This window comes from Burkholderia sp. BCC1047 (assembly GCF_902833155.1).
GTDB lineage: Bacteria > Pseudomonadota > Gammaproteobacteria > Burkholderiales > Burkholderiaceae > Burkholderia > Burkholderia sola.
On sequence record NZ_CADFEH010000004.1, the window covers coordinates 143342 to 167526 of the forward strand.

The following is a 24185-nucleotide window of genomic DNA, read 5'->3' on the forward strand; positions in this document are numbered from 1 at the left end:
GGCCGGCGCAAGTCGTCACACATACAAGGAGAAACGCATCATGTCGACCCTGTTGCGCATCACCCGGGCTGCCTGCGTCGCCAGCCTGATTCTGAGCGGAACCGGCGCGCACGCGCAGGACTGGACGCTGGCGCTGTCCTGGAAGTTCGGCACGTGCGTCGGCGGCGAGGGCGCCCCGACGTGCACGACGGGCCAGCCGCCTGCGGTGCGCCAGGCCGCGGACGGCGCGCCGATCCGGATCACCGCGATCGGCTTGTACACGCCGCGGCGCGATTGCGACACGACGCCGGTGCCGGCCGGCACGTTGTCCGACGAGGCCGCGCCGTATATCGCGGCCGCGAGCGCCGACGCGTTCCAGCAGCACTGGAATCGCTACGGAAGCTGCACGGGATACGCGCCCGCCGGTTACGCCGCCGAGCTCGCGGCGATGGCGCGCGCGGTCGGCCTCACGAATCTGGGCCGCTACCTGGCGGAGCATGACAACAAGGTGGTGCGGCTCGACGAGTTGAAGAACGCGCAACTGCATGACTTCTTCCTCGGCGCGGACAAGTCCGTGCAGTTCCTGTGCACGCCCGACGGACGGCTCGCGGAAGTGCGCTACCGGCTGCGCGACTGGTCCGACGTGTTCGTCTATCGCGACAAGGGCGGCATGCTCGTCGCGGCGCAGGGCGGCAATTGCGGCGACGAAGTGCGGCTGTAGCGCACGTCGCCAATCGTCACCGTGGAGAATCGCCATGCGAACGCGTCGTGCGTGGTTCCGGACAGCGATGGACGCACCGCCCGAAGCGGACGGGGCGAACGCGGCGCCGTCGAGGCGCGATCTGGTCGGGCAGTTGCTGATCGAATGCAATGCGATGGCGCGCTACGCGCTGCAGCACGGGATTGCCGTCGCCCCGGACCTGATCGCGCAATTGTCGATGCTGATGGCCGCGGTATCGCATACGGCGGCCGACACCGCGGGGGCCGATGCGTCGTCCGTGCACGGCGCATCGTATGCGCTTGCCGCGATTCATCGCCGGCTCGCGGTTGCGATCGCGCCGGCGACGCCGCTGGCCGTCACGCTGCTCGACCGCGAACTGCGCGTCCGGTCGCGCTTCGCGTGGCTCGGGCCCGTGCCGTTGATTCGCGCGCTGACGCTTTCCGCCGCGACGTTCCTGGTCGCCGTGATCGCGACGTCGCTGTCGCCGGAGGTGTCGGTCGCGAACATCGACCAGGGGTTTCTCGATTCGCACGGCACGCAGCTGCTGTGGAATGCGCTGTTCCTGCTGTGCTGCGCGGGGCTCGGCGCGTCGTTCGCCACGCTGTTCCAGGCGCACCGCTATGTCGCGAATTCGACCTACGACCCGAAGTACGACGCGTCGTACGGCGCGCGGCTGATTCTCGGCGTGATCGCCGGCCTGATCCTGGTCGAGCTGCTGCCGCCCCATCTGTACGACGGCGACAGCATGCGCAGCTTCGGCAAGCCGGCGCTCGCGATGCTCGGCGGGTTTTCGGCGACGGCCGTGCATCGGCTGCTGCATCGGCTCGTGGAGACGCTCGAGACGCTCGTGCGCGGCGATACCGCGGCCGCCGCGCAAGCCACGTTCGAAGCGCATCGCGCCCATGCGGCGACCGAGCGCGTGCAATGGCAAAGCGAACTCGCAGCGGATCTGCTGCGGCTTCAGCAATCGCTTGAAACGGGGATGCCGGCCGATGCGGTCAAGCAGCGGCTCGCCGAATTCACGCGCGCGATGCTGTCGGCGGACGTGCCGCAGGCGGGGCGTCGCGACGGCGCAAGCGCAATCGGGGAATGATCATGCTCTTTCTTTACAACTGGCCGTCTTGGCTGATGGGCGTGTTCATCGTGATCGCGACCGCGTTGGCCGCATTGGGCGGCTATGCGCTGTTCCGGCGCATTCTGCCCGTCGACCTGCTGCCCGAGCAGCGCGCGATGGCGATCACGATGGTGTCGGTCATCACGACGATCAACTCGTTGCTCATCGCGTTTTCGGCGATCAGCGTGTGGGACGCATACAACGGCGCGGAGCACACTGTCGAGGCGGAAGCGACCGCGGCCGGCGAACTGTCGCGCGATCTCGCCGCGTTCGGCGACCCGGTCGCGGATGCGGCACGCGGCGCGCTGCGTGCCTATCTCGACGGCGTCGTCCGTGACGAGTGGCCGACGATGCAGCAGCACGCGAGTGCCGATGCACAGACGGCGGTCCGCTTCGATCGCCTGTTCGACCTCGCGAACCGGATCGAGCCGCGCAGCGAGCGGCAGCGCGTGCTGCTCGGCGAGGTGCTCGCGCGAGCGAACGAAATGGCGAAGCATCGCGAACAGCGCCTGCTGACGCTCGAGGCCGCGATGCCGGTCACGCTGTGGGGCGTGGTGGTGCTGACCAGCGTCGTGTCGTTTCTACTGCTCTACATCCTGCCGGGCACGCGTTTCAACATCGCACTCGTGACGAGCTGGGCGCTCACGCTCGGCCTCGCGTTCTTCTTCGTGCTTGCCGTCGACCGTCCGTTCGCGGGCGAAGTCAGCGTCAAGCCCGAGCCGCTGCGCGCGATCGTCGCCGCGATGGACGCGCAATCGCGACGTCGCGGCTCGGCCGCCCCGACCGTTTCCCCACCGCCGGGCCAGCGCACCACGCGCGTGCCTGAACAGATGCCGCAAGGAGACCACGATGACACTCGATGAATTCCGGGCCGCCGCCGCCGTATCCGCCGCGCTCGCGCAACGCTGGCATCCGGCGCTGGCCGCCGCGATGGCCGAGTTCGATATTTCGACGCCTGCGCGCGTTGCGGCGTTCGTCGCGCAAACCGGCCACGAGACGCTTGGCTTCACGCTCACGCGCGAACTGTGGGGGCCGACAGCCGCGCAGCGCGCGTACGAGCCGCCGTCGCGCAAGGCGAGCGGGCTCGGCAACGTTCAGCCGGGCGACGGCCGGCGCTTTCTCGGACGCGGGCTCATTCAGATCACCGGGCGTGCGAACTATCGCGAATGCGGCAACGCGCTGGGCGTCGATCTCGAACGCGAGCCGGAACGCCTCGAGCGCGAGCCGCTGGCCGCACGTTCGGCGGCCTGGTGGTGGGCGCGGCACGGCTGCAACGCGATCGCCGACTCCGGCGATTTCGCGTTGCTGACGAGACGCATCAACGGCGGTGTCAACGGACTCGAGGACCGGATGCGCCGATGGGCGATCGCGAAGCAGGCGATATGTCTGTGAGCGTGCGGTATGCAGCGAAGACGGACCAACCAACACCAACCAACGGAGGGAAGCATCATGAACACGCGAATCTGGGGTGAATGCGTCGCGATGCGGGGTGCGTTGATCGCGGCGGCGATCGCGTTCGGCGCCGTGCCAGGGTACGCAACGGCGGAAATCGAATGCCAGCCTGTCGCCGTGAAAGAGGGGAACGCGTTGAATTCGACGTGGGGGAAACAACTGCATCATCTTCAAAGCACCGGCGATGTCGACAATACCGTCAACTCGCTGTGCAGCCCCGACTGGGCTCATGCGGACGATTACTGGCTCTATGGCAACTATTACCCGCTCCATCGCGGGCATAGCAAGCAGGGCGACGGCGCGCGTCTGTACGTCCAGTCGAGACCGAATCAACCCGAGCTGAGCCGATACCTTTGCAAGGACATCGGCGCGAACGGCGCGACACCGTATCAGAAGGCGAAGCCGGTCGGCGTATTCGCATACGAAACCTTCCGGCCGAAGGCGTCGAACGCAACCGACATCGCGAAGCAGGTCGAATTGCATGTGCTGTGCGTGGACAGGAACGCGCGAGGACAGGGGCTGGGAATCCAGATACTCAACGAGGCCGTGCGGCACATGACCGAGGGCGTCAGTGACGACAAGCGGGTTCGCATGCAGCTGACCTCGCACGCGAAGGCACACGACTTCTACGACCGGCTCGACTTGACGTGCCGTGACGAAGGAGAGGGCGGTGCGACCGCGCATGTCTATGAGCGCACGCTGGCGCACGGCGAGCGTATCGAAAGGCGTCGTCCGATCTATTTCATGGACCTGCATGACAACGGGCAATGCAAACGGGTGACGTTCGGCTGCGGGCATCGAGACAACTATGACGATCTGCGAAAACGGGCGTTCGACTCGGAGGAGAGTTACGACCGGGGGGCCGAGCACGGACACGACAACGGGGCAATTTTCATCGGCGACTGGGCGGGCGACTACGGGTGCGACGCCGAAGCGCGGCCGATCGGCTACGACGACGTGATCCGGAAGCTGGACGGGCGCACCCAATGACCTGCGGCAGGTTGCGCGACCCCGGCCGCACGTGGCGGCCGCGGCCGGCGAAACTTGATCGGGAAAAGCACCAGAAGCTTGCGGATTTTCTTCCGGTTATAGTGGAATCGCTGAAGGTAGACGCGGCGCTGATTGCCGATACCGTTCAGGTAACGACCGTAGACGGGTGCTGTATGAAAAACATAATCGACAAGTCCGCCGGACCGATCTGGGGCGTGGCAGCAGGATTGCTTCTTGCTGGTGCGGGATTGAGTCTGGGTATTTTCCCGGCGGCGCTGCGCAGCTCGGGCAGCGCAAACGACTTCATGGCGTCCGGCGTCGCGATGCTGGGCATCTTCCTCGTCGTCTATTCCACGCACGAACTGCGAAGAAAGCGCGCGCACTGAGCGTTCGCGCACCGCCGATCGCGACACCCGACTCGAGCCGGTCGCCGGCTCCGGGCGGGCGCTACGCGTTGCGGATTTCGTGGTTGTAGACGAGTTCGACGATTCGCTTCGTCGGAAGACTCGCGCGCAGACGGTCGACGCTGTCGATCGGAAACCACTTGCATTTCTCGATCTCGTTGCTCGCTTGCGGCGTCTGGTCCGGCCCGACTTCCGCGAAGAACACGTGATGGATCTTCGCGAGTCCGGTGAACTGCATCGAGTACACCAGATCCTGGCCGGTCATGCCGGTTTCCTCGCCCAATTCGCGATGCGCGGCTTCCAGCGGGGTTTCCCCGCGCTTGATCGTGCCGCCGGGAAGGGCCCAGCGCGACGCCGCGCGCGTGACGAGCAACACGCGCGCATCGCGATAGCAGACGACGGTCGCGCGTTCCTTGATCGGAACGGCAGTCGTTTCGGGGGTTTGGTCGGGCGCGAGGGTTTGGGGCATGCGGTGATTCTAACCAGCTGAAATCGATCGGCCAAGGCGCCCTGACCGGGTTTGACGATTGATTGCCGCCGATGCGCGGCCGGCACGCTGCGTGCCGGCCGAAAGCGCAAGGCCGGTGGCAGGGCGGTGCGCCGGACCGCCGATGCCGTTTGGCGCGACGACCGACGCGGCCCGTCACGCGCGCCCCGTGGTCATGCGGTTCGCACCGCGATTGCCGTTACTTTCTTTCCGGCAGGAACCAGTTCATCACGAGCGCGCAGATGCCGCCCGTCGCCACGCCCGATTCCAGCACGTTCTTCAGCGCATGCGGCAGGCTGTTCAGGATGTCCGGCACCTGCGACACGCCGAGACCGAGCGCGAGCGACACCGCGATGATCAGCAGCGCGCGGCGGTCGAGGTGAACGCCCGCGAGGATGTTGATGCCCGACGCGGCCACGGCGCCGAACATCACCATCGCCGCGCCGCCGAGCACGGGCTCCGGCACGGCCTGCAACACGCCGGCGACGACCGGGAACAGGCCCAGCACGACGAGCATCGCCGCGATCCAGATGCCGACGTGACGGCTCGCGACGCCGGTGATCTGGATCACGCCGTTGTTCTGCGCGAATACCGAGCTCGGGAACGTATTGAACACGCCGGCCAGCAGCGAGTTCGCGCCGTTGACGAGCACGCCGCCCTTGATCCGCTGCATCCACACCGGCCCTTCGACCGGCTCGTTCGAGATCTTGCTGGTGGCCGTCACGTCGCCGATCGCCTCGAGCGACGTGACGAGGTAGATGATCAGCATCGGCACGAACAGCGCCCACGAGAAGCCGATGCCGAAATGCAGCGGCGTCGGCACCTGGAACAGCGCGGCCTGGTGCATGCCGGTGAAGTCGAGGCGGCCGAGGAACGCGGCCGCGAGGTAGCCGATCGCGAGCGCGATGACGAGCGCGGTGCTGCGCACCCAGACGACCGGCACGCGGTTCAGCAGGATGATCGTGCCGAGCACGAGGCCCGACAGCGTCAGGTTCTCGGCGCTTGCAAAGGTGCCCTTGGCCATCGCGCCGTAGCCGCCGCCCATGCTGATCAGGCCGACCTTGATCAGCGTGAGGCCGATCAGCAGCACGACGATGCCGGTGACGAGCGGCGTGATCAGGCGCTTCACGAACGGCAGGATGCGCGACACGCCCATCTCGATGAACGACCCGGCGATCACGACGCCGAAGATCGCGGCCATCACGGTCTCGACCGGCGTGCCCTGCTTGACCATCAGGCTGCCGCCGGCGATCAGCGGGCCGACGAAGTTGAAGCTGGTGCCCTGGACGATCAGCAGGCCGGCGCCGAGCGGGCCGAAGCGTTTGCACTGGACGAAGGTCGCGATGCCGGAAATCACCAGCGACATCGACACGATCAGGGTCGTATCGCGGCTGGACACGCCGAGCGCCTGGCAGATCAGCAGGCCGGGCGTGACGATCGGCACGATGATCGCCAGCAGGTGCTGCAGCGCGGCGACGAAGGCGACCATCGGCGCCGGCCGGTCGTTCGGGCCGTAGACGAGGTCGCGGGCCGCGTCTGCGGCGTCGGCGCCGTGGGAGGCGGATGGGGCGGAGGAGGCGGGTTGCATGGCGAGCGGGCGGGCAAGGTGGAAAGTGCGGCATTTTAGCCGAAGGGGCTGGCGGCGCCGCCCGGCCGGGCCGCGGTAGTGGGGCGTCGGCGGTGCGTTGCCGGCCGCGCGGCTGGCCGGCAAGCACGCCCGTAAACCGACGTCAGCCGGCCGCGCGGGCTCCGTTGCCGCGCGCCGTCGTGCGTGGCGGACGGGAATCCGGATACGCGCGCTGGCACACGGCGATGACCGTGTCGCGCAGACGGCGATGGGCGGGGTCGCCGTGCAGGCGCGGATGCCACAGCGCCGACACGAGGATCGCCGGCAGGCGGACCGGGACCTCGAAGCTGCGCAGCCCGAGCGCTTCGATGAGCCCGGGCGAGCACGCGTTGCCGAGGCTCGAGCGCGGCACCAGCGCGATCAGGTCGGTGCTGGCCGCGACACGCATCGCGTCGGGGTAGCCCGGCACGACGACGTGCACCGCAGGGTCCGGGCCGTCATGGCCGGTCGAGTCGTCGGCCGGCCCGCCGAAATCGCCGAGCTGGGCCGCCATCACGTGGCGGCAGGCGGCATAGCGCGCGGCCGTGATCCGGGCCGACGCGAACAACGGATGCCCGGCGCGCGCCACCGCGACGTGCCAGTCGTGAAAGAGCATGCGCGTATGCAGCTCGGGCGCGTCGTCGCCGCGCTTGCCGATCTCGAGGTCGACGGTGCCGTCGCGCAGCGCCTGCGGATCGCGGTCGAGCTTCGGGACGAAGCGGATCCGTACGTGCGGCGCGACGTCGGCCAGTGCGGCGACGACCGGGCCGGCCAGCATTTCCATGAACGATGCGGCCGCGCGAACGGTGAACGTAGCCGTGAGCGTTGCAAGATCGACGTCGGCCGTCGCCGGCCGGAGCACGGCGCGCGCGGCGCGCGCGACCGCATGGACGCGGTCGCGCAGCGCGGCGGCATGAGGCGTCGGCACGAGCTTGCGCCCGGCGCGCACGAGCAATTGATCGCCGGTGGCGAGGCGCAGCCGCGTGAGCGTGCGGCTCATCGCGGACGTGCTCAGGCCCAGCCGGCGTGCGGCGCCGGTCACGCTGCTCTCCGACAGCAGCACGTCGAGCGCGGTGACGAGGTTCAGGTCGATGTCTTCCATGCGGACAGGATACGCGACTGGGAGGTTTGACATGGCGCTCGATGCAATGATGGGTTGCATCCGGTGCGTCTGGCGCCTGGTGTGGTGCGCGCCTATAGTGGGCGCATGACGAAACACGGCAAAGGCGAAAAACCATGCAATCGACTGAATCGAATCGACGAAATACCTCCGCGATCCTCCTGGTCGCGGCGTCGCGCGGCCTCGGACTGGCAATGGCGGAGGCATTCCTGAACAAGGGCTGGAACGTGACGGGTACCGTGCGCGAAGGATCGGGGCGCACGAAGCTGCACGATCTGGCCGACCGGTTCGACGGCCGGCTCGAGATCGGCACGCTCGACATCTGCGAGCCCGCGCAACTGGCCGCGCTGCGCGAGCGCCTGTCGGGCCGGCGTTTCGACATGCTGTTCGTGAATGCGGGCACGACCAACGATCCGAATGAAACGATCGGCGAAGTGACGACCGACGAATTCGTGCGCGTGATGATCACGAATGCACTGGCGCCGATGCGCGCGATCGAGACGCTGCAGGATCTCGTGACCGACGACGGGCTGATCGGCGCGATGTCGTCGGGGCAGGGCAGCGTGACCAACAACGTCAGCGGGATGCGCGAGGTGTATCGCGGCAGCAAGGCCGCGCTGAACCAGTTCATGCGCAGCTTCGCGGTGCGTCAGGCCGACACGCGTCGCGCGCTGGCGCTGATGGCGCCCGGCTGGGTCCGCACCGAACTCGGCGGGCCCGATGCGCGCCTGACCATCGACGAAAGCGTGCCGAGCCTCGTCGACGTGCTGCTCGCGAAGCGGGCGCGCCCCGGGCTCGAATACCTCGACTATCTGGGGCGGACGGTGCCGTGGTAGCCGGGGCGGCGGCGCAACCGCGTAGCGGCCGGCCAGGTTCCGGCTCGCCGTGAACGTGTGGCGCGTTCGGCCTGCTGGTCACAGCCCGGTCGCGGCGCAGCGCAGGCCGTGCCGATTCAATACAATGCGACGACGCGTCATCGATACGGTGCCGCCTCATCGCGTTTGAATCCATCCGGTTCATGGCGGATGGGGGGCGCTCCCGTCGTGACGGGCTTGTATCGAACAAGGAGCGCAGCATGAACGAACCCTATCTGCAAGTCATCGCGCATTTCTTCGCGAAACCCGGCAACGGCGACCGCGTGGTCGAACTGCTGGCCGAACTCGCGCCGGCCACGCGCACCGAGCCGAAAAACCTCGACTACGCGTACTTCCGGTCGCCGGAGAATCCCGACCACATCGTGATCCTCGAGCGTTACAGCGAGGCCGACGGCCTCGACGTGCATCGGGAAACGCCGCATTTCCAGCGGATCGGTGTCGGCGCGATCATGCCGTTGCTCGAGCGTCGCGACGTGATCCGCTACATGGTGCAGCCGGACACCGGCACGGCGACGCCCCCGGGAGGCACCCGATGAACCCGTTTCAATTCCGCACCGTTCCGACGCAGATCGTCGAATTCGGCGCCGCGCGCCGGCTCGGCGCGCTGTTGCGCGAACGCTTTCCGGCGCTCGCGCGGCTGTGCGTCGTCACCGATGCGTTCCTGCATCGCAGCGGCGTGCTCGCGCCCGCGCTGGAGAGCCTCGCCGCGCACGGCTGGCAGGTCACCGTGATCGACGACGTGATCGCCGATCCGCCCGAGCACGTGGTGCTCGAAGCAACCGCGCGAGCCGTCGCGGCCGATGCCGAGCTCGTGCTCGGTCTCGGCGGCGGCTCGTCGATGGACGTCGCGAAGCTGATCGCGGTGCTCGCGCCGGGGCAGCAGGCGCTCGCCGACATGTACGGCGTCGACAAGGTCGCGAGCGCGCGGCTGCCGCTCGTGCAGATGCCGACCACGGCCGGCACCGGCTCCGAGGTCACGGCCGTGTCGATCGTCACGGTCGGCGAGGCGCGCAAGATGGGCGTCGTATCGCCGCACCTGTTCGCGGACGTCGCGATCCTCGACGCGGAACTCACGCTCGGCCTGCCGCGCGCCGCGACGGCCGCCACCGGCATCGACGCGATGGTGCATGCGATCGAGGCGTACACGTCCGCGCGGCTGAAGAATCCGGTATCCGACATGCTGGCGACGCACGCGCTGACGCTGCTGTCGCGCAACCTGCTGGCCGCATGCGACGACGGGCAGAACCGGCACGCGCGCGAAGCGATGCTGGTCGGCGCGATGTTCGCGGGGCAGGCGTTCGCGAATGCGCCGGTCGCGGCCGTGCACGCGCTGGCTTATCCGGTCGGCGGGATCTTCCACGTGCCGCACGGGTTGTCGAATGCGTTGGTGCTGCCGCACGTGCTGCGTTTCAATGCGCCGGCGGCCGCGCCGCTGTATGCGGAACTGGCGGCCATCGTCGCGCCGTCGGCGGCGGGCAGCGACGAAGCGAAAACGCACGCGCTGATCGCCGAGATCGACCGGCTGATCGTCGCGACGGGGATTCCGCGCACGCTGCGCGAGGTCGGTATCGGCGAGGACGACTTGCCGAGGATGGCGTCGGACGCGATGTTGCAGACGCGTCTGCTCGTGAACAATCCGCGCGAGGTGACCGAGGCCGACGCGCTGGAGATTTACCGGCAGGCGTGGTGACGCGGCGGGCGCGATGCCGCCCGCCGGCCGGGTTCCGTTATTTCAAGTCGCGATCCTTGCAGGTCGGCTCGAATTCGCCGTCGAAGTACTGATACAGGTGTACGAGCAACGTGTTGGCGCCGACCTTGCGCCCGAGATAGTGCGTGCCTTCCACCGACGTGCAGGTTGAGAACGCGAGTTGCAAGCCGCCGTCGAGCACGGCTTCCGGGTGTGCGCCCTGGCGCAGGAAATGCGCGGTGCCGACGACGCCGAAGCCGCGCGTGTCCGTCGGCACCGACTTCGGCAGCGACAGCGCGTACGCGGCGATCGTGCGGTCGTCGTGCAGGCTGTCGAGAATCTGGTTGCCGGGCTTGCCGGCGCGGCCAGTGACTGTCGCGCAGCAGCGCGCGACGCCTTTGTCGTCGTCGGGCAGCACTTGCAGCGACGTGCCTGCCGCGAGATGCGTATTCGGCGTGTAGTAGACGCCGTCGGCGACCACGCCAACCTGCTGCGCATGCGCGGCAATGGAGACGGCGAGCGCCGGGGCGATCAGGATAGAGCGAAGCGGTCGGATGGGCATGATGGCGGCGATGATACACGCGGCGCGCAAGCGCCGCGCGGGTCGGGCACGGATCGCGATCAGGCCCGCGACGCGTCGGCGCCGGCCGCGACCACGTACGCCGACGCCTGCTTCGTGCCGTCCGGCTTCGTCTGCAGGTACACGCCCTGGATTTCCGGCTCGAAGCCCGGCAGCGCGTTGATCCCGGCTTCGAGCGCGCGGAAGTAGTCGAGCGCCGGGCCACCCCACGCTTCACCGGGCACCACGCAGAAGATGCCGGGCGGATAGGGCAGCGCGCCTTCGGTCGCGATCCGGCCTTCGATGCGCTCGAGCGGGACGAGTTCGACGTTGTTGCGGATCAGCTCGGTATTCGCGGCCTGCGGCAGCATCGCCTGCTTCGGGAACTGCGCGCGCCGGAACATCTGTTTCTGCAGATGCTTCATGTCGTGGCTGCGGTAGAAATCGTGCATGCGCTGGCACAGCTGCCGCAGGCGCATCGTGCCGTACAGCTCCGGATACGCTTCGCACAGCGACGGAATCGCTTCGCGCAGCGGCGTGTCCTGGTCGAGATGGCGCTCGAACTGCGCGAGATGCGCGACCAGATGCTGCAGCTTGCCGGCACTCTCCGACGGCGTGAGCAGGAACAGGATCGTGTACAGATCGGCTTTCTCGGGCACGACGCCGTGCTCGCGCAGGTAGCGCGCGAGGATCGGCGCCGGCGCGCCGAACGGCGCGTATTCGTGCGTGTCGCGATCGATGCCGGGCGTCGTCAGCAGCAGCTTGCACGGATCGACGAAATACTGGTCGTCCGCATAGCCTTCGAAGCCGTGCCACCTGTCGGCCGGGTGGAAGCGGAAGAAGCGCAGGTCGTCGACGATCTGCTCGGTCGGGTAGTCGGCCCACGGGCGGCCGTCGATCTGCTGCGGAACGAACGGGCGAATCTGGCGGCAGGTTTTCAGCAGCAGCTTGCGCGCATCGACGCCGTGTGCGACGCAGTCGCGCCACAGGCGCCTGCCGGCCGGGCCCGCATGCATCTGCGCGTTGACGTCGAGCGCCGCGAACATCGGGTAGAACGGGCTCGTCGACGCGTGGATCATGTACGCGTTGTTGAAGCGCCGGTGATCGCAGAAGCGCTTCTGCCCTTCGATGTGGCTGTCCTTCTTGTGGATCTGCGATGTTTGCGAGAAGCCGGCCTGCTGCTTGTGCACCGACTGCGTGACGAAGATGCCGGGATCGTCGGGCCCGAGCGTCAGCATCAGCGGCGAGCAGTCCTGCATCATCGGAATGAACTGCTCGTAGCCGACCCACGCCGAATCGAACAGGATGTAGTCGCACAGATGCCCGATCCGGTCGACGATTTCGCGCGCGTTGTAGATCGTGCCGTCGTAGGTGCCGAGCTGGATCACCGCCAGCCGGAACGGGCGCGGCAGGTCGGCGCGCTCGGGCGCGACGTCGCGGATCGCGTCGCGAATGCGCGCTTCGCCGAGCGCCGCGCTGTCGACGCCGCCGATGAGGCCCCACGCATTGCGTGCGGTTTCGAGGTAGACCGGCCGGGCGCCGGACAGCACGAGCGCGCCGAGGTGCACCGACTTGTGGTTGTTGCGGTCGAACAGCACGAGATCGCCGGGCGCGAGCAGCGCGCTCGTGACGACCTTGTTCGACGTCGACGTGCCGTTCAGCACAAAATAAGTTTTATCCGCGTTGTAGATGCGCGCGGCGTTGCGCTGCGCTTCCAGCGCGGGCCCTTCGTGAATCAGCAGGTCGCCGAGCCGGACGTCCGCGTTGCAGAGATCCGCGCGAAACAGCGTCTCGCCGAAGAAATCGAAGAACATCCGGCCGAGCGGATGGTTCGAGAAGAACTGGCCGCCCTGGTGGCCCGGGCAGTCGAATTCGACGTAGCCGCGCTGCACGTAGTCGCGCATGACCTTGAAGAACGGCGGCAGCAGGTTCTCGCTGTAGATGTCGGCGGCGGCGGAAATCTGCCGGCCGTGGTAATGGCGGCCGCCGTGCCGGAGCGGGATCACGCCGCTCGCGCGCGGCAGGACCGACGGCGGCACTTCCTGGTCGGGCTCGACCGCGACGAAGAACGGAATCGCGAAGCCGGTTCGCTCGACGGTTTTCAGCACCTTTTCCGCGGCCTCGATGCCGACGACGACTGCCGCGATATTCGTGAAATCGGTCTGGAATACGTCGACCTGTTCGTGCGTGGTGAGGAAGGCGCCGATCAGCGCTGGCTCGACTGCGATTTTCAACAGGCTCACGCGAACTCTCCGGTAAATGACCTGAAACGGGAGCCGCATTCGCGCCGGTGCGTGATGTCAATACGACATGCGCTGCAGCCGATTGAAACGCTCCCGCGTATGCCGAACGCCGAATGCGGACTGCACCGGCAAGCGTCGAGCAGCGCGGCACGGCCGTGATCGGACAGTGCCCGGCGCTGCCGATCGTAGCAACAAAGGCATGCGAATTCAATCGATCGGAATCGTCGATTTCATTGACGGATGAGCCTGATCAATTGATCGGGAATTGGCATGCTGCGGCGCATATAAAAATGATCCAATGTTGAAATCCTATTGGAAATGCGCCGATGGTTTCATCGAATCGTCGGCTTTTCATCGTAAGGCGTTCATGGCATAGTCGGCTCCGAACTGGATGGCGAATCAAGCCGGAATGGCGAGCGTCTCATGCCGCTGCCCGTGACCTGCCGTCCGCGTGCTCGTGAGACGAACGATACCAATCGAAGCAACGCAACAGCGAGGGCAACAACGTGAACACTTCCATTGGCGGCATGCGTCGTCTCGGCATGCGTGCGTTACTCGTCGACGACGAGATCGCGCAGGAAACGGCAACCGGGCGTGCGGTGCGCACGCTGAGCGCGGAGCTCGCGCAACGCGGTATCGACGTGTTGACGGCGACGTCCGCCGACGATGCCATCGTGCTGATCCGCTCCGATCCGTCGATCCAGTGCGTGCTGCTCGACTGGGATCTCGGCGTGGACGGCCACGGGCCGTCCGAGGCCGTGGTCGAGGCGATCCGGCATCGCAATGCCAACGTGCCGATCTTCCTGCTGGCCGACCGCAGCGTCGCGTCGACGGTGCCGGCCGCGGTGATGGGCAAGGTCGACGATTTCGTGTGGCTGCTCGAGGATACGGCCGACTTCATCGGCGGGCGCATCCACGCGGCGATCGAACGCTATCGCTCGACCGTGCTGCCGCCGATGTTCGGCGCGCTCGCGAAGTTCTCGCGTGTCTACGAATACTCGTGGCATACGCCGGGCCACACGGGCGGCACCGGCTTCCTGAAATCGCCGGTCGGCCGCGCGTTCTTCGAATACTTCGGCGAATCGCTGTTTCGCTCGGACCTGTCGATCTCGGTGGGCGAACTCGGCTCGCTGCTCGATCACTCGGGCCCGATCGGCGAAAGCGAACGCTATGCGGCGCGCGTGTTCGGCGCGCATCGCACGTATCACGTGACGAACGGCTCGTCGACGTCGAACCGCATCATCCTGATGGCGAGCGTGAGCCGCGACCAGATCGCGCTGTGCGACCGCAACTGCCACAAGTCGGCCGAGCATGCGATGACGATGTCGGGCGCGATTCCGACCTACCTCGTGCCGACGCGCAACCGCTACGGGATCATCGGGCCGATCGCATCGGAGCGCCTCACGCAAGCGGCCGTCCGCGAGGCGATCGCATCGAACCCGCTCGCGGCGGGGCTCGCCGACCGCCAGCCGAAGCATGCGATCGTGACGAACTCGACGTACGACGGCCTTTGCTACAACGTGACGCGCGTCGAGGAGCTGCTCGGCGCGAGCGTCGACCGATTGCACTTCGACGAAGCGTGGTACGGCTACGCGCGTTTCAATCCGATCTACCGCGACCGCCATGCGATGCACGGCGACCCGCGCGACCACCACAAGGACCGGCCGACGGTATTCGCGACGCAGTCGACGCACAAGCTGCTGACCGCGTTGTCGCAGGCGTCGTACATCCACGTGCGCGACGGCCGCAGCCCGATTCCGCACGGTCAGTTCAACGAAACGTTCATGATGCACGCGTCGACTTCGCCGAACTACGCGATCATCGCGTCGAACGACGTCGCGGCCGCGATGATGGACGGCCCCGGCGGCGCCGCGCTGACGCGCGAATCGATCGAGGAGGCCGTCGCGTTCCGGCAGATGATCGCGCGGATGAACGGCGAATTCGGCGCGAAGGGCGACTGGTTCTTCGAATGCTGGCAGCCCGATACCGTGCTCGAGGCGCGCACGGGCCGCACGCTGCCGTTCCACGAAGCGCCGCCCGAGCTGCTCGCGACCGATCCGGCGTGCTGGGTGCTGCGCCCCGGCGCGCAATGGCACGGCTTCGGCAATATCGAGGACGGCTACTGCATGCTCGACCCGATCAAGGTGTCGATCGTCACGCCGGGCGTCGCGCCGGCCGGCGGCCTGATGCCGGTCGGCATCCCGGCGAGCGTCGTCACCGCGTATCTCGATGCACGCGGGATCGTCGTCGAGAAGACGACCGATTTCACGATCCTGTTCCTGTTCTCGATCGGCATCACGAAGGGCAAGTGGGGCTCGCTCGTCAGCGCGCTGTGCGATTTCAAGCGCGACTACGACGCGAACCTGCCCCTCGACATGGCGATTCCGTCGCTCGCTCAGGAGCATGGTTCGCGCTATGCGGGCATGGGGCTGAAGGATCTGGCCGACACGATGTTCGCGGCGATGGAGCAGCTCGGCACGACGCGCCTGATGTCGGAGGCGTTCTCGATCCTGCCGAAGCCGGAGATGAGCCCGGTGCGCGCGTACGAGCATCTCGTGCAGGGCCGCGTCGAGCAGGTCACGCTCGACGAACTGGCCGGGCGCACGGTGGCGACCGGCGTCGTGCCGTATCCGCCGGGCATTCCGCTGTTGATGCCGGGCGAGAACGCGGGGCCGGCCGGTGGCCCGGTGCTCGGCTACCTGAAGGCGCTCGAAGCATACGACCGGCGTTTTCCGGGCTTCGCGCACGACACGCACGGCGTGGAAGTCGAGGACGGCACGTATCGCGTGTACTGCCTGACGGCCTGAAGCCCCGAAGCCCCGAAGCCTGACCGGGCGAACGAGCGACCGGCCGCGCGACGGCCTCACATCGAAGGATCGAACACCATGGACAACGCAGCGCACCTGGCCGACGCGGCCCCGGCGGCCGCGCCGAAGAACCGGATGAACGTCTGGCAGCTCACCATTCTCACCGCGGTCAACATGATGGGCTCCGGCATCATCCTGCTGCCGGCGAAGCTCGCGCAGGTCGGCACGATCTCGCTGCTGTCGTGGATCGTCACGGCCGGCGGCTCGCTCGCGCTCGCCTATGCGTTCGCGCGCTGCGGGATGCTGAGCCGCAAGCCGGGCGGGATGGGCGGCTACGCGGAATACGCGTTCGGCAAGGCCGGCAACTACATGGCGAACTACACGTACGGGCTGTCGCTCGTGATCGCCAACGTCGCGATCGGCGTCACGGCGGTCGGCTACGGCACCGTGCTGTTCGACGCGACGCTGTCGCCGCTGCAGACGGGCCTGTGGACAATCTTCCTGCTCGTGCTGACGACGGTCGCGAACTTCGGCGGCTCGCGCATCACCGGCCGGATCGGCGCGGTGACGGTGTGGGGCGTGATCATTCCGGTCGTCGTCGTATCGCTGATCGGCTGGTTCTGGTTCAGCGGCGCGACCTGGGGCGCCGCGTGGAATCCGCACAACCTGCCGTTCGGGCCGGCCGTCGGCGGCTCGATCGCGGTGACGCTGTGGGCGTTCCTCGGGCTCGAATCGGCGTGCGCGAACGCGGACGCCGTCGAGAATCCGGAGCGCAACGTGCCGATCGCCGTGCTCGGCGGCACGATCGCGTCGGCGATCTTCTATATCGTGTCGACCAACGTGATCGCCGGGATCGTGCCCAACGCGATCCTCGCGGCGTCGAACGCGCCGTTCGGCCTCGCGTTCGCGACGATGTTCACGCCGACCGTCGGCACGATCGTCACCGCGCTGATGGTGATCGCGTGCATCGGCTCGCTGCTCGGCTGGCAGTTCACGGTCGCGCAGGTGTTCAAGAGTTCGGCGGACGTCGGCTATTTCCTGCCGGTGTTCGCCCGCGCGACGCGCACGGGCACGCCGATCGTCGGCATGGTGATCCTGCTGGTCGCGCAGGTCGCGCTGGCGCTGTTGACGATCAGCCCGGAGCTGAGCAGCCAGTTCCAGAAGATCGTCGATCTCGCGGTCGTCACGAACCTCGTGCCCTACGTGATGTCGATGGCCGCGCTGATCACGATCCAGAAGGTCGCGAAGGTGCCGCCGGGCAAGGCGCTGGTGACGAACGCGGTCGCGATGGTCGCGACCGCGTACAGCTTCTACGCGCTCTACAGTTCGGGCGAGCAGGCGCTGATGCTCGGCGGCCTGTGCGTGTTCCTCGGCTGGACGCTGTTCGGCTTCGTCAGCGCGCGCTTCTACCAGATGGAAGTCGACGCGCACGTGAAGGAGCCGGGGAAGTCGCTGCAGGCGTGAAGCCCTAGCGGTCGGGCGTCGTCAGCAGCGGCGGCAGGGTGCGTTTCAACAGATCGACGACGGCTCGCACGCGCGGCGGCAGCGGCCGCTGCGCGTGCACTAGCACATTGAGCGCGAAGTCGGGCACGTCGTAGTGCGGCAAGAGGCGGACGAGCCGGCCGTGCGCGAGCGCGTCGGCGCAAGCAGGGTGCTGGACCACGCCGATACCGCCGCCCGCCGCGATCGTGTCGAACATCGGGCGCCAGTGGCTCGCGGTCATGACCGTGCGGATGCGCGCGTATTCGACGGCACCGCCGTCGCGCCGCAGCGGCACCTGCTCGTTCGCGAACACGCCTTTCACCCGGATGAACGGATGGTTCGCGAGATCGGCCTTCGTGTCGAGCGGGCCGTGCCGCTCGAGATACGACGGCGCGGCGACGAGCACGCGGCCGACCGCGCCGAGCGCGTAGGCGACGAAGCCGCCGTCGCGGAGCTGGCCGGCCCGGATCGAAATGTCGACGCCCTCGGTGACCGGATCGACGATCTCGTCGTTCAGCACCAGGTCGATGTGCAGCTTCGGATACGCGGTGCGGATCTGCATCAGCACGGCCGGCAGCACGACCTCGCCGAAACACTGCGGCGCCGCGAGCCGGATCGTGCCGTCGAGCGCGTTCTCCGTCCTCGACACCGACGCCACGGCCAGTTCGGCCGCTTCGAGCAGCGCCTTGCTGCGCTCGTAGAAGAGGCGGCCTTCCTCCGTGCATGCGAGCGTGCGCGCACTGCGCATCAGCAGCCGCGTGCCCAGATGCTTTTCGAGTTTCTCGATGCGCTCGCTGACGGCCGGTTGGCCCATGTCGAGATCCCGCGCCGCGCCGGACATCGTGCCGCGCTCCACGACTCTCACGTAGATGCGCATCATCGCCAACAAATCCATGCAGTCGCGCCTCGTGTTTTCCGATGTTTTCCGGTTCGATTTTTACCGATCGACGGATGGTACCAAAGCGGCGTCGACGCGATGGTGTGCGTCGGACCGATACTGACTATCGGCCGGTGCGCCGATGGTGCTGCCGAAGCCGCGTGCGTTCGTCCGCGCCGTGAGCGAAAATCGGCCTTCTTTCGTCCGGCCGACAGGAGACGCGACATGACGCAACGGAATGAAGCGCGACGGACGCATTGCGTCGCATGGCAGATCGTGCAGACGTGGCAGGCGGCCGAATGGTGCCGGCTCGAGGAGTCGCGAACGGGCATCGCGCTGGCGGGTGCGGTGGCGGGCGCGATCGACGGCACGCCGTTTCGTATCGACTACGCGGTCGCATGCGGCGCCGACTGGCTCACGCGCTCGGCGCGCGTGACGCACTGGACCGGCACCGCGCCGCCCCGGCAATGGGACATCGCGTGCGACGCGGGGCAGTGGACGATCGACGGTATCGCTGCGCCGGCGCTCGCGGGCGCGACCGACATCGATCTCGGCTTCAGTCCGTCGACCAATACGCTGCCGATCCGCCGGCTGGCGCTCGCCGTCGGCGAGTCGGCGGAGATTCGCACCGCGTGGCTGCGTTTCCCGGATCTCGCCATCGTGCGCGGCGAGCAGCGCTATACGCGCACGGCGCCGTACGTGTACCGCTACGAGAGCGGTACGTATGCGGCCGATATCGGGATCGACGATGCGGGCCTCGTCACCGACTACGACGAATGGCGGCGCATCGGCGGAGTGGCTGCGTCGTGACGCGTCACCGCGCGCTGGCGACCGACAGCTTGCCCGGAATCAGCTTCAGCGTACTGAACGCGTCGGCAATGCTCTGCTGGTACGCGACCGTCGCATCGGTGATCGGCTGCACGCCGTAGCCGGCACGCTTGAGCGCGACTTCGAGCGTCGGCGCGTCGAGGCCGACGAGCGGCGACAGTTGCGCGGCGACCTCCGGCACGTGATCGCGCGCCCAGCGATCGACCGCGTCGACTTCGTCGAGCAGCGCGCGCAGCACCTGCGGGTGTGCGGCCGCGTACTTGCGCGCCGCGAGGTAATACTGCGTGTTGCGCACGAGCCCTTCGCCGTTCGCGACCACGCGCGCGCCGAGCTGCCGTTCGGCTGCGGCCAGGTACGGATCCCAGATCACCCACGCATCGACGCTGCGCTGCACGAACGCGGCGCGCGCGTCGGCCGGCGTCAGGTAGATCGGCTGGATGTCGGCATACGTGAGGCCCGCATGTTCGAGCGCCTTCACCAGCAGGTAGTGGACGTTCGAACCCTTGTTGAACGCGACCTTCTTGCCGCGCAGTTGCGCGACGGTGCGGATCGGCGAATCGGGCAGCACGACGATCGCCTCGCCCTGCGGCGCGGGTGGCTCGTTGCCGATGTAGACGAACTCGACGCCGCCGGCCTGCGCGAAGATCGGCGGAGTTTCGCCGACCGTGCCGACGTCGATCGCGCCGGCGTTCAGCCCTTCGAGCAGTTGCGGGCCGGCCGGGAATTCGAGCCATTGCACGGCGACGCCCTGGCTCGCGAGACGCTTCTCGAGCGTGCCGCGCGCCTTGAGCACGACGAAGTTGCCGTATTTCTGGAAGCCGACGCGCAGCCGCGTGCCGCTGTCAGCGGCGGCGCGGGCGGGCACGGCCGCGAGCGGGCCGAGCGCGAGCCCGGCCAGTCCGGCGGCCGCGCCATGCAGCCACTGGCGGCGGCGCGGGTTCGCCGGGGTCGTTTCAAGGTCTGTGTGCGGTGTGTCGTTCATTAGGGCGTGTTCACGCTAATAACGGGTTTGCGCTGGCCCCCAGAAGGGCCGAGCGCGAGGATTGCGACGAAGCGAATACTCGACGTATTCGCGAGGAGCATGACGCGGCGATCGGCCCTTCTGGGGGCCAGCCCCGCGAATGAATTTTTCCAAACAGGGGAACGTGCCTTTCCGCCCACATTGCGGCGTCGTGCGTCGCTTGTTTGGCACGGCCAAACGGCGCTCCTTACTCCTTGCACTGCGGGCGGAAAGGCACGTTCGCAAACCCGTTATTAGCGTGAACACGCCCTAAGGCGTCCTGCTGGCGGGTTCACGGGGCGCGCGCGAAGGCGGCGCGGCCGGCGCGGGACCGGGCCGGATGCGGGCGACGCGCGCAACGGGCCGGCCCGCGCCGGAGTCGAGACGAGTCGAAACGATAAGGCCCGGCGGGACGGCGGCCAACCAATGAATCCGCATATGCAAATCAGCGGCCGGACGATGCGTGAACGGTGACGCGGCGGCGCGCCGCCGCGCTCACGCGGTGACGAGCAGGCTTTCCTCGATCGAATCGACGCGGTCCGGATAGAACGCGAGGTGCCCGCGAATCGATTCGACGGCCGGATTCGGATGCTCGTACGTCCACACCGCGTTGGTCGAGCGTTCGCCGCCGGCCGGAATCGAGTAGTACGCGCAATCGCCCTTGTACGGGCAGTAGGTCGCGTGGTCGGTGCGTTCGAGCAGCGACATGTCGGCATCCTCGCGCGGAATGTACAGCACCGCCGGATAGCTGGCCTCGCGCAGCACCAGCGCATGGCGCGTATCGGCGACGACCTTGCCGGCGACCTTCACGATCACGCGCGACGAATGCGGTTCGATCAGGATCGGGTGATCGGGGCCCGGCGACTTCACGGGACGAGAGGGCGTATCGGGGTTGATCGACATCTGGGTCCTCCAGGAAGAGCGGCGCGCACGGACGCGCCGTGCCGACATGTGCACGCCGGGCGGATTCCCGCGCGCCGATGCCGGCGTCGGCCAACCGATACGATGCACCCATTCCGGAGAACCTGCAGAGGGCCGGAAGACCGGCGGCGCGAATGGTTTCGATGCGCACGCCCGGGGCGGGCCGCCGCAACGGTATTCGGCATGTCCACGGCGCTCGCATGGCCATTCCGATGCAGCGGCAGCGGGATGCATCCGCGACGATAAGCAACGCGGAATTAATTGGTAAGCGATCGGCGGGCGGCGCGCGAAGATCGACGGTCGTCATTCGCATGACACCTCTTTCTTCCGTCCATCACCATGAAGAATCCTTTCGTTTCGTCAGCCGCGCACCGTTCGCGCGGCGTATCGCCTGCCGCTGCCGCGCTCCGCTGCATCGCCGCGTCGCTGCTGCTGGCCGGCGCCGCGACGCACGCACTCGCGGCGCCGGCGGGCAAGACGCTCGTGTACTGCACCGAAGGCAGCCCCGCCGGCTTCGATCCCGGCCAGCACACGACGAGCACCGATTTCGATGCGAGCACGTACCCGGTCTACAACGGGCTCGTGCAGTTCAAGCGCGGCACGCTCGATCTCGAACCGGCGCTCGCGACGAGCTGGGACGTGTCGCCCGACCAGCGCACGATCACGTTCCACCTGCGGCGCGGCGTGAAATTCCAGACCACTGCATGGTTCAAGCCGACGCGGCCGTTCCAGGCCGACGACGTCGTGTTCACGTTCCGCCGGATGCTCGACCCGGACGATCCGTTCCGCAAGGCTTATCCGGTCAGCTTCCCGTATTTCAGCGATCTGGGCTTCGACCACAACGTCGAGCGTATCGAGAAGGTCGACGACTACACGGTGCGCTTCGTGCTGAAGTCGCCCGACGTCGTGTTCGTGCGCAATCTCGCGATGGCGTTCGCGTCGGTGCTGTCGGCCGAATATGCGGGGCAGCTCGCGGCGCGCCATCGCGAGTCTGACATCAACCAGTTCCCGGTCGGCACCGGGCCGTTCGTGCTGCGTACGTACCAGAAGGACGCGTTGATCCGCTACGACGCGAATCCCGACTACTGGAAGCCCGACGACGTGAAGCTTGCGCGCCTCGTGTTCGCGATCACGCCCGATCCGGCCGCGCGATTGCAGAAGCTCGTGGCCGGCGAATGCCAGGTGTCGGCGTTTCCGCGGCCGGCCGATCTGGAGACGGTGCGGCGCGACCCGAAGCTGACGCTGTTTTCGGGGACGGGCTTCAACGTCGGCTTCGTCGCGTACAACACGCAGCATCCGCCGCTCGATCGCGTCGACGTGCGGCGCGCGCTCGACATCGCGATCGACAAGACGGCGATCATCAAGACCGTGTTCAACGGCGACGCGACGATCGCCACGAACCCGATGCCGCCCGCGCAATGGTCGTACAACCCGCGTCTGAAGGATGCGCCGCGCGATCCGGCCGCCGCGAAGGCGCTGCTCGCGCAGGCCGGCTTCCCGAACGGCTTCGACCTGACGCTGTGGGCGATGCCCGTGCAGCGCCCGTACAACCCGAACGCGCAGCTGATGGCGCAACTGATCCAGCAGGACTGGGCGAAGATCGGCGTGCGCGCGAAGATCGTCAGTTACGAATGGGGCGAATACAACCGCCGTGCGAAGCACGACGGCCAGCACGACGCGATCCTGTACGGCTGGTCGGGCGACAACGGCGACCCCGACAACTGGCTCGGCACGCTGCTCGGCTGCGACGCGGTGCACGGCAGCAATCTCGCGAAGTGGTGCAACAAGGACTTCGAGCAACTCGTGACCGCCGCACGCTCGAATGGCGACGTCGCGAAGCGCACGGCGCTGTACGAGCAGGCGCAGGTGGTGTTCAAGGACCAGGTGCCATTCACGCCGATCGCGACGTCGATCGTATCGCTGCCGATCTCGAAACGCGTGCACGGGCTGACGTTCTCGCCGCTCGGCGGGCACCGGTTCGACGGCGTGTGGCTCGATTGAGGAAAGTGGGAGCCGGCGCGTTCGTACGCGCCGGCGTTCGCTGCATCAGTTGAGTGCGACGGCGGCCGCGGTTTCGACCGGCGTGCCTTCGAGCGCGACCGACGGCCGGCCGTCGGGGCCGACCGGCACGTCGCCGATGAGCGTCGTGCGATACAGCTGGCGGTCGAAGTCGAGATCGAAGATGTCGACGGGCGCGAGATGCGCGGTCGCCCGGTTGTCCCAGAACGCGATGCTGCGCGGCTCCCACTTGAAGCGGATCGTGAATTCCGGCCGCGTCACGTGCTCCCACAGCAGTTCGAGCAGCGCCTGGCTCTCGCGCGGCGTCAGCCCGACGATCGATTTCAGGAAACTCGGGCTCACGTACAGCGCGCGTTCGCCGGTCTCCGGATGCACGCGCACGAGCGGATGTTCGGTCACGAGCGGGCGGCGCTCGACCGCGTCGTCGAACGCGCCGGTCGCGCGCGCGCCGGGCGGCGGCGTGAAGCGATGGATGCCGCGCAGCGTGTCGACGAAGCCGCGCAGCGGCGCGGACAGCGTTTCGTACGCGCGCACGAGATCGGTCCAGTGCGTGTCGCCGCCGTACGGCGGGATCGTCACGCCGCGCAGGATCGACGCCCACGGCGGGTTCACGGCGGCCGTCACGTCGGTATGCCAGCCGGTCCAGGGCCGGCGCACCGGTTCGCCTTCGAAGCGCGTCGCCTTGCGATGCTTCGCGATCGAATAGACGGCCGGGTGGCCGTCGACGTGCCCGAACACCGGGTGACCGACGGTCGGCTCGCCGAACTGCGCGGAGAACGCGACATGCTGCTCGTGCGTGAGGAATTGTTCGCGGAAGAAGATCACGCGCCATTTCAGCAGCGCGGCGCGGATCGCCGCGATCTGCGGCGTGGTCAACGGTTGCGTGAGGTCGACGCCGCGGATTTCCGCACCGATATGGGCGGACAGCGGAATCACGTCGACCGGGTGGGCGGCGGGTTCGAGTAGGGCGCTCATGCGACGCTCCTGGCGGAAGTGAACGGGACGGAGGAACGA

General features: G+C 67.6%; 22 protein-coding genes. 13 read left to right on the top strand and 9 right to left on the bottom strand.

All coding sequences use genetic code 11. The features are described from left to right. Positions 1–40: 40 nt before the first annotated feature. The 6 genes from HWX55_RS06730 (at position 41) to HWX55_RS06755 (ending at position 4642) form a co-directional block, all read left to right on the top strand. Entirely contained in the window at positions 41–700 is a 660-nt protein-coding gene (locus tag HWX55_RS06730; protein ID WP_175974914.1) for a hypothetical protein, read from the top strand. 34 nt (positions 701–734) lie between these two features. Further along, on the top strand, positions 735–1793 hold the full coding sequence (locus HWX55_RS06735) for a hypothetical protein (protein ID WP_244140512.1): 1059 nt from the start codon (positions 735–737) through the stop codon (positions 1791–1793). 2 nt (positions 1794–1795) lie between these two features. Beyond that, entirely contained in the window at positions 1796–2677 is an 882-nt protein-coding gene (locus HWX55_RS06740) for a DUF4239 domain-containing protein (RefSeq protein WP_175974915.1), read from the top strand. After that, on the top strand, positions 2664–3206 hold the full coding sequence (locus tag HWX55_RS06745; protein ID WP_175974917.1) for a glycoside hydrolase family 19 protein: 543 nt from the start codon (positions 2664–2666) through the stop codon (positions 3204–3206). Before HWX55_RS06740 ends, HWX55_RS06745 begins: the two co-directional genes overlap by 14 nt. A gap of 57 nt (positions 3207–3263) precedes the next feature. Beyond that, the gene (locus tag HWX55_RS06750) at positions 3264–4256 is read left to right on the top strand and encodes a GNAT family N-acetyltransferase (protein ID WP_175974919.1); all 993 of its coding nucleotides are present in this window, start codon (positions 3264–3266) and stop codon (positions 4254–4256) included. Positions 4257–4429: 173 nt separating this feature from the next. After that, positions 4430–4642, top strand: coding sequence for a hypothetical protein (locus HWX55_RS06755; protein WP_175975094.1), 213 nt, complete (start codon positions 4430–4432; stop codon positions 4640–4642). A 61-nt stretch (positions 4643–4703) separates the two neighbouring features. Here HWX55_RS06755 and HWX55_RS06760 read toward each other — a convergent pair whose 3' ends face one another. The 3 genes from HWX55_RS06760 to HWX55_RS06770 form a co-directional block, all read right to left on the bottom strand. Beyond that, positions 4704–5129: an NUDIX hydrolase gene (locus HWX55_RS06760; RefSeq protein WP_175974921.1), complete on the bottom strand. Its 426-nt coding sequence runs from the start codon at positions 5127–5129 to the stop codon at positions 4704–4706. Positions 5130–5346: 217 nt separating this feature from the next. Beyond that, the gene (locus HWX55_RS06765; RefSeq protein ID WP_124679727.1) at positions 5347–6735 is read right to left on the bottom strand and encodes a nucleobase:cation symporter-2 family protein; all 1389 of its coding nucleotides are present in this window, start codon (positions 6733–6735) and stop codon (positions 5347–5349) included. Positions 6736–6877: 142 nt separating this feature from the next. Continuing rightward, positions 6878–7855 carry a LysR family transcriptional regulator gene (locus HWX55_RS06770; RefSeq protein ID WP_175975096.1) on the bottom strand — a complete coding sequence of 326 codons (978 nt, stop codon included), beginning with the start codon at positions 7853–7855 and terminating at the stop codon, positions 6878–6880. 134 nt (positions 7856–7989) lie between these two features. Here HWX55_RS06770 and HWX55_RS06775 point away from each other — a divergent pair, with 134 nt between their 5' ends. The 3 genes from HWX55_RS06775 (at position 7990) to HWX55_RS06785 (ending at position 10438) form a co-directional block, all read left to right on the top strand. Further along, the gene (locus HWX55_RS06775; protein ID WP_175974923.1) at positions 7990–8709 is read left to right on the top strand and encodes an SDR family oxidoreductase; all 720 of its coding nucleotides are present in this window, start codon (positions 7990–7992) and stop codon (positions 8707–8709) included. A gap of 239 nt (positions 8710–8948) precedes the next feature. Beyond that, positions 8949–9284 carry a putative quinol monooxygenase gene (locus tag HWX55_RS06780; protein ID WP_175974925.1) on the top strand — a complete coding sequence of 112 codons (336 nt, stop codon included), beginning with the start codon at positions 8949–8951 and terminating at the stop codon, positions 9282–9284. Further along, complete coding sequence (locus HWX55_RS06785) at positions 9281–10438, top strand: iron-containing alcohol dehydrogenase (protein WP_175974927.1); 1158 nt, start codon at positions 9281–9283, stop codon at positions 10436–10438. The genes HWX55_RS06780 and HWX55_RS06785 overlap by 4 nt, the downstream gene beginning before the upstream one ends. Before the next feature lie 37 nt (positions 10439–10475). On the opposite strand, the gene HWX55_RS06790 is transcribed toward HWX55_RS06785, so the two are convergent. Both HWX55_RS06790 and HWX55_RS06795 read right to left on the bottom strand, forming a co-directional pair. Then, positions 10476–10997: a hypothetical protein gene (locus HWX55_RS06790; RefSeq protein ID WP_175974929.1), complete on the bottom strand. Its 522-nt coding sequence runs from the start codon at positions 10995–10997 to the stop codon at positions 10476–10478. 59 nt (positions 10998–11056) lie between these two features. Further along, positions 11057–13237 carry an ornithine decarboxylase gene (locus HWX55_RS06795; protein ID WP_175974931.1) on the bottom strand — a complete coding sequence of 727 codons (2181 nt, stop codon included), beginning with the start codon at positions 13235–13237 and terminating at the stop codon, positions 11057–11059. Positions 13238–13779: 542 nt separating this feature from the next. Here HWX55_RS06795 and HWX55_RS06800 point away from each other — a divergent pair. Both HWX55_RS06800 and potE read left to right on the top strand, forming a co-directional pair. Beyond that, the gene (locus HWX55_RS06800) at positions 13780–16044 is read left to right on the top strand and encodes an Orn/Lys/Arg decarboxylase N-terminal domain-containing protein (protein ID WP_175975098.1); all 2265 of its coding nucleotides are present in this window, start codon (positions 13780–13782) and stop codon (positions 16042–16044) included. Between the two features lie 78 nt (positions 16045–16122). After that, the gene (gene potE, locus HWX55_RS06805; protein ID WP_175974933.1) at positions 16123–17508 is read left to right on the top strand and encodes a putrescine-ornithine antiporter; all 1386 of its coding nucleotides are present in this window, start codon (positions 16123–16125) and stop codon (positions 17506–17508) included. Positions 17509–17512: 4 nt separating this feature from the next. Here the strand turns inward: potE and HWX55_RS06810 are convergent, their stop codons facing one another. Next, a complete protein-coding gene (locus tag HWX55_RS06810) occupies positions 17513–18421 on the bottom strand; it encodes a LysR family transcriptional regulator (protein WP_175974935.1) in 909 nt (302 codons plus the stop codon). A gap of 207 nt (positions 18422–18628) precedes the next feature. Between HWX55_RS06810 and HWX55_RS06815 the strand changes: the two genes are divergently transcribed. Beyond that, positions 18629–19213 carry a putative glycolipid-binding domain-containing protein gene (locus tag HWX55_RS06815; RefSeq protein ID WP_175974937.1) on the top strand — a complete coding sequence of 195 codons (585 nt, stop codon included), beginning with the start codon at positions 18629–18631 and terminating at the stop codon, positions 19211–19213. A gap of 4 nt (positions 19214–19217) precedes the next feature. Here the strand turns inward: HWX55_RS06815 and HWX55_RS06820 are convergent, their stop codons facing one another. After that, positions 19218–20213 carry a sulfonate ABC transporter substrate-binding protein gene (locus HWX55_RS06820; protein WP_175974939.1) on the bottom strand — a complete coding sequence of 332 codons (996 nt, stop codon included), beginning with the start codon at positions 20211–20213 and terminating at the stop codon, positions 19218–19220. Positions 20214–20726: 513 nt separating this feature from the next. After that, positions 20727–21134, bottom strand: coding sequence for a DUF427 domain-containing protein (locus HWX55_RS06825; RefSeq protein ID WP_050017347.1), 408 nt, complete (start codon positions 21132–21134; stop codon positions 20727–20729). 357 nt (positions 21135–21491) lie between these two features. On the opposite strand from HWX55_RS06825, the gene HWX55_RS06830 reads away from it, so the two are divergent. Next, positions 21492–23153: an ABC transporter substrate-binding protein gene (locus tag HWX55_RS06830; RefSeq protein ID WP_175974941.1), complete on the top strand. Its 1662-nt coding sequence runs from the start codon at positions 21492–21494 to the stop codon at positions 23151–23153. A gap of 45 nt (positions 23154–23198) precedes the next feature. Here HWX55_RS06830 and HWX55_RS06835 read toward each other — a convergent pair whose 3' ends face one another. Further along, the gene (locus tag HWX55_RS06835) at positions 23199–24146 is read right to left on the bottom strand and encodes a TauD/TfdA family dioxygenase (RefSeq protein ID WP_175974942.1); all 948 of its coding nucleotides are present in this window, start codon (positions 24144–24146) and stop codon (positions 23199–23201) included. Positions 24147–24185: the final 39 nt, after the last annotated feature.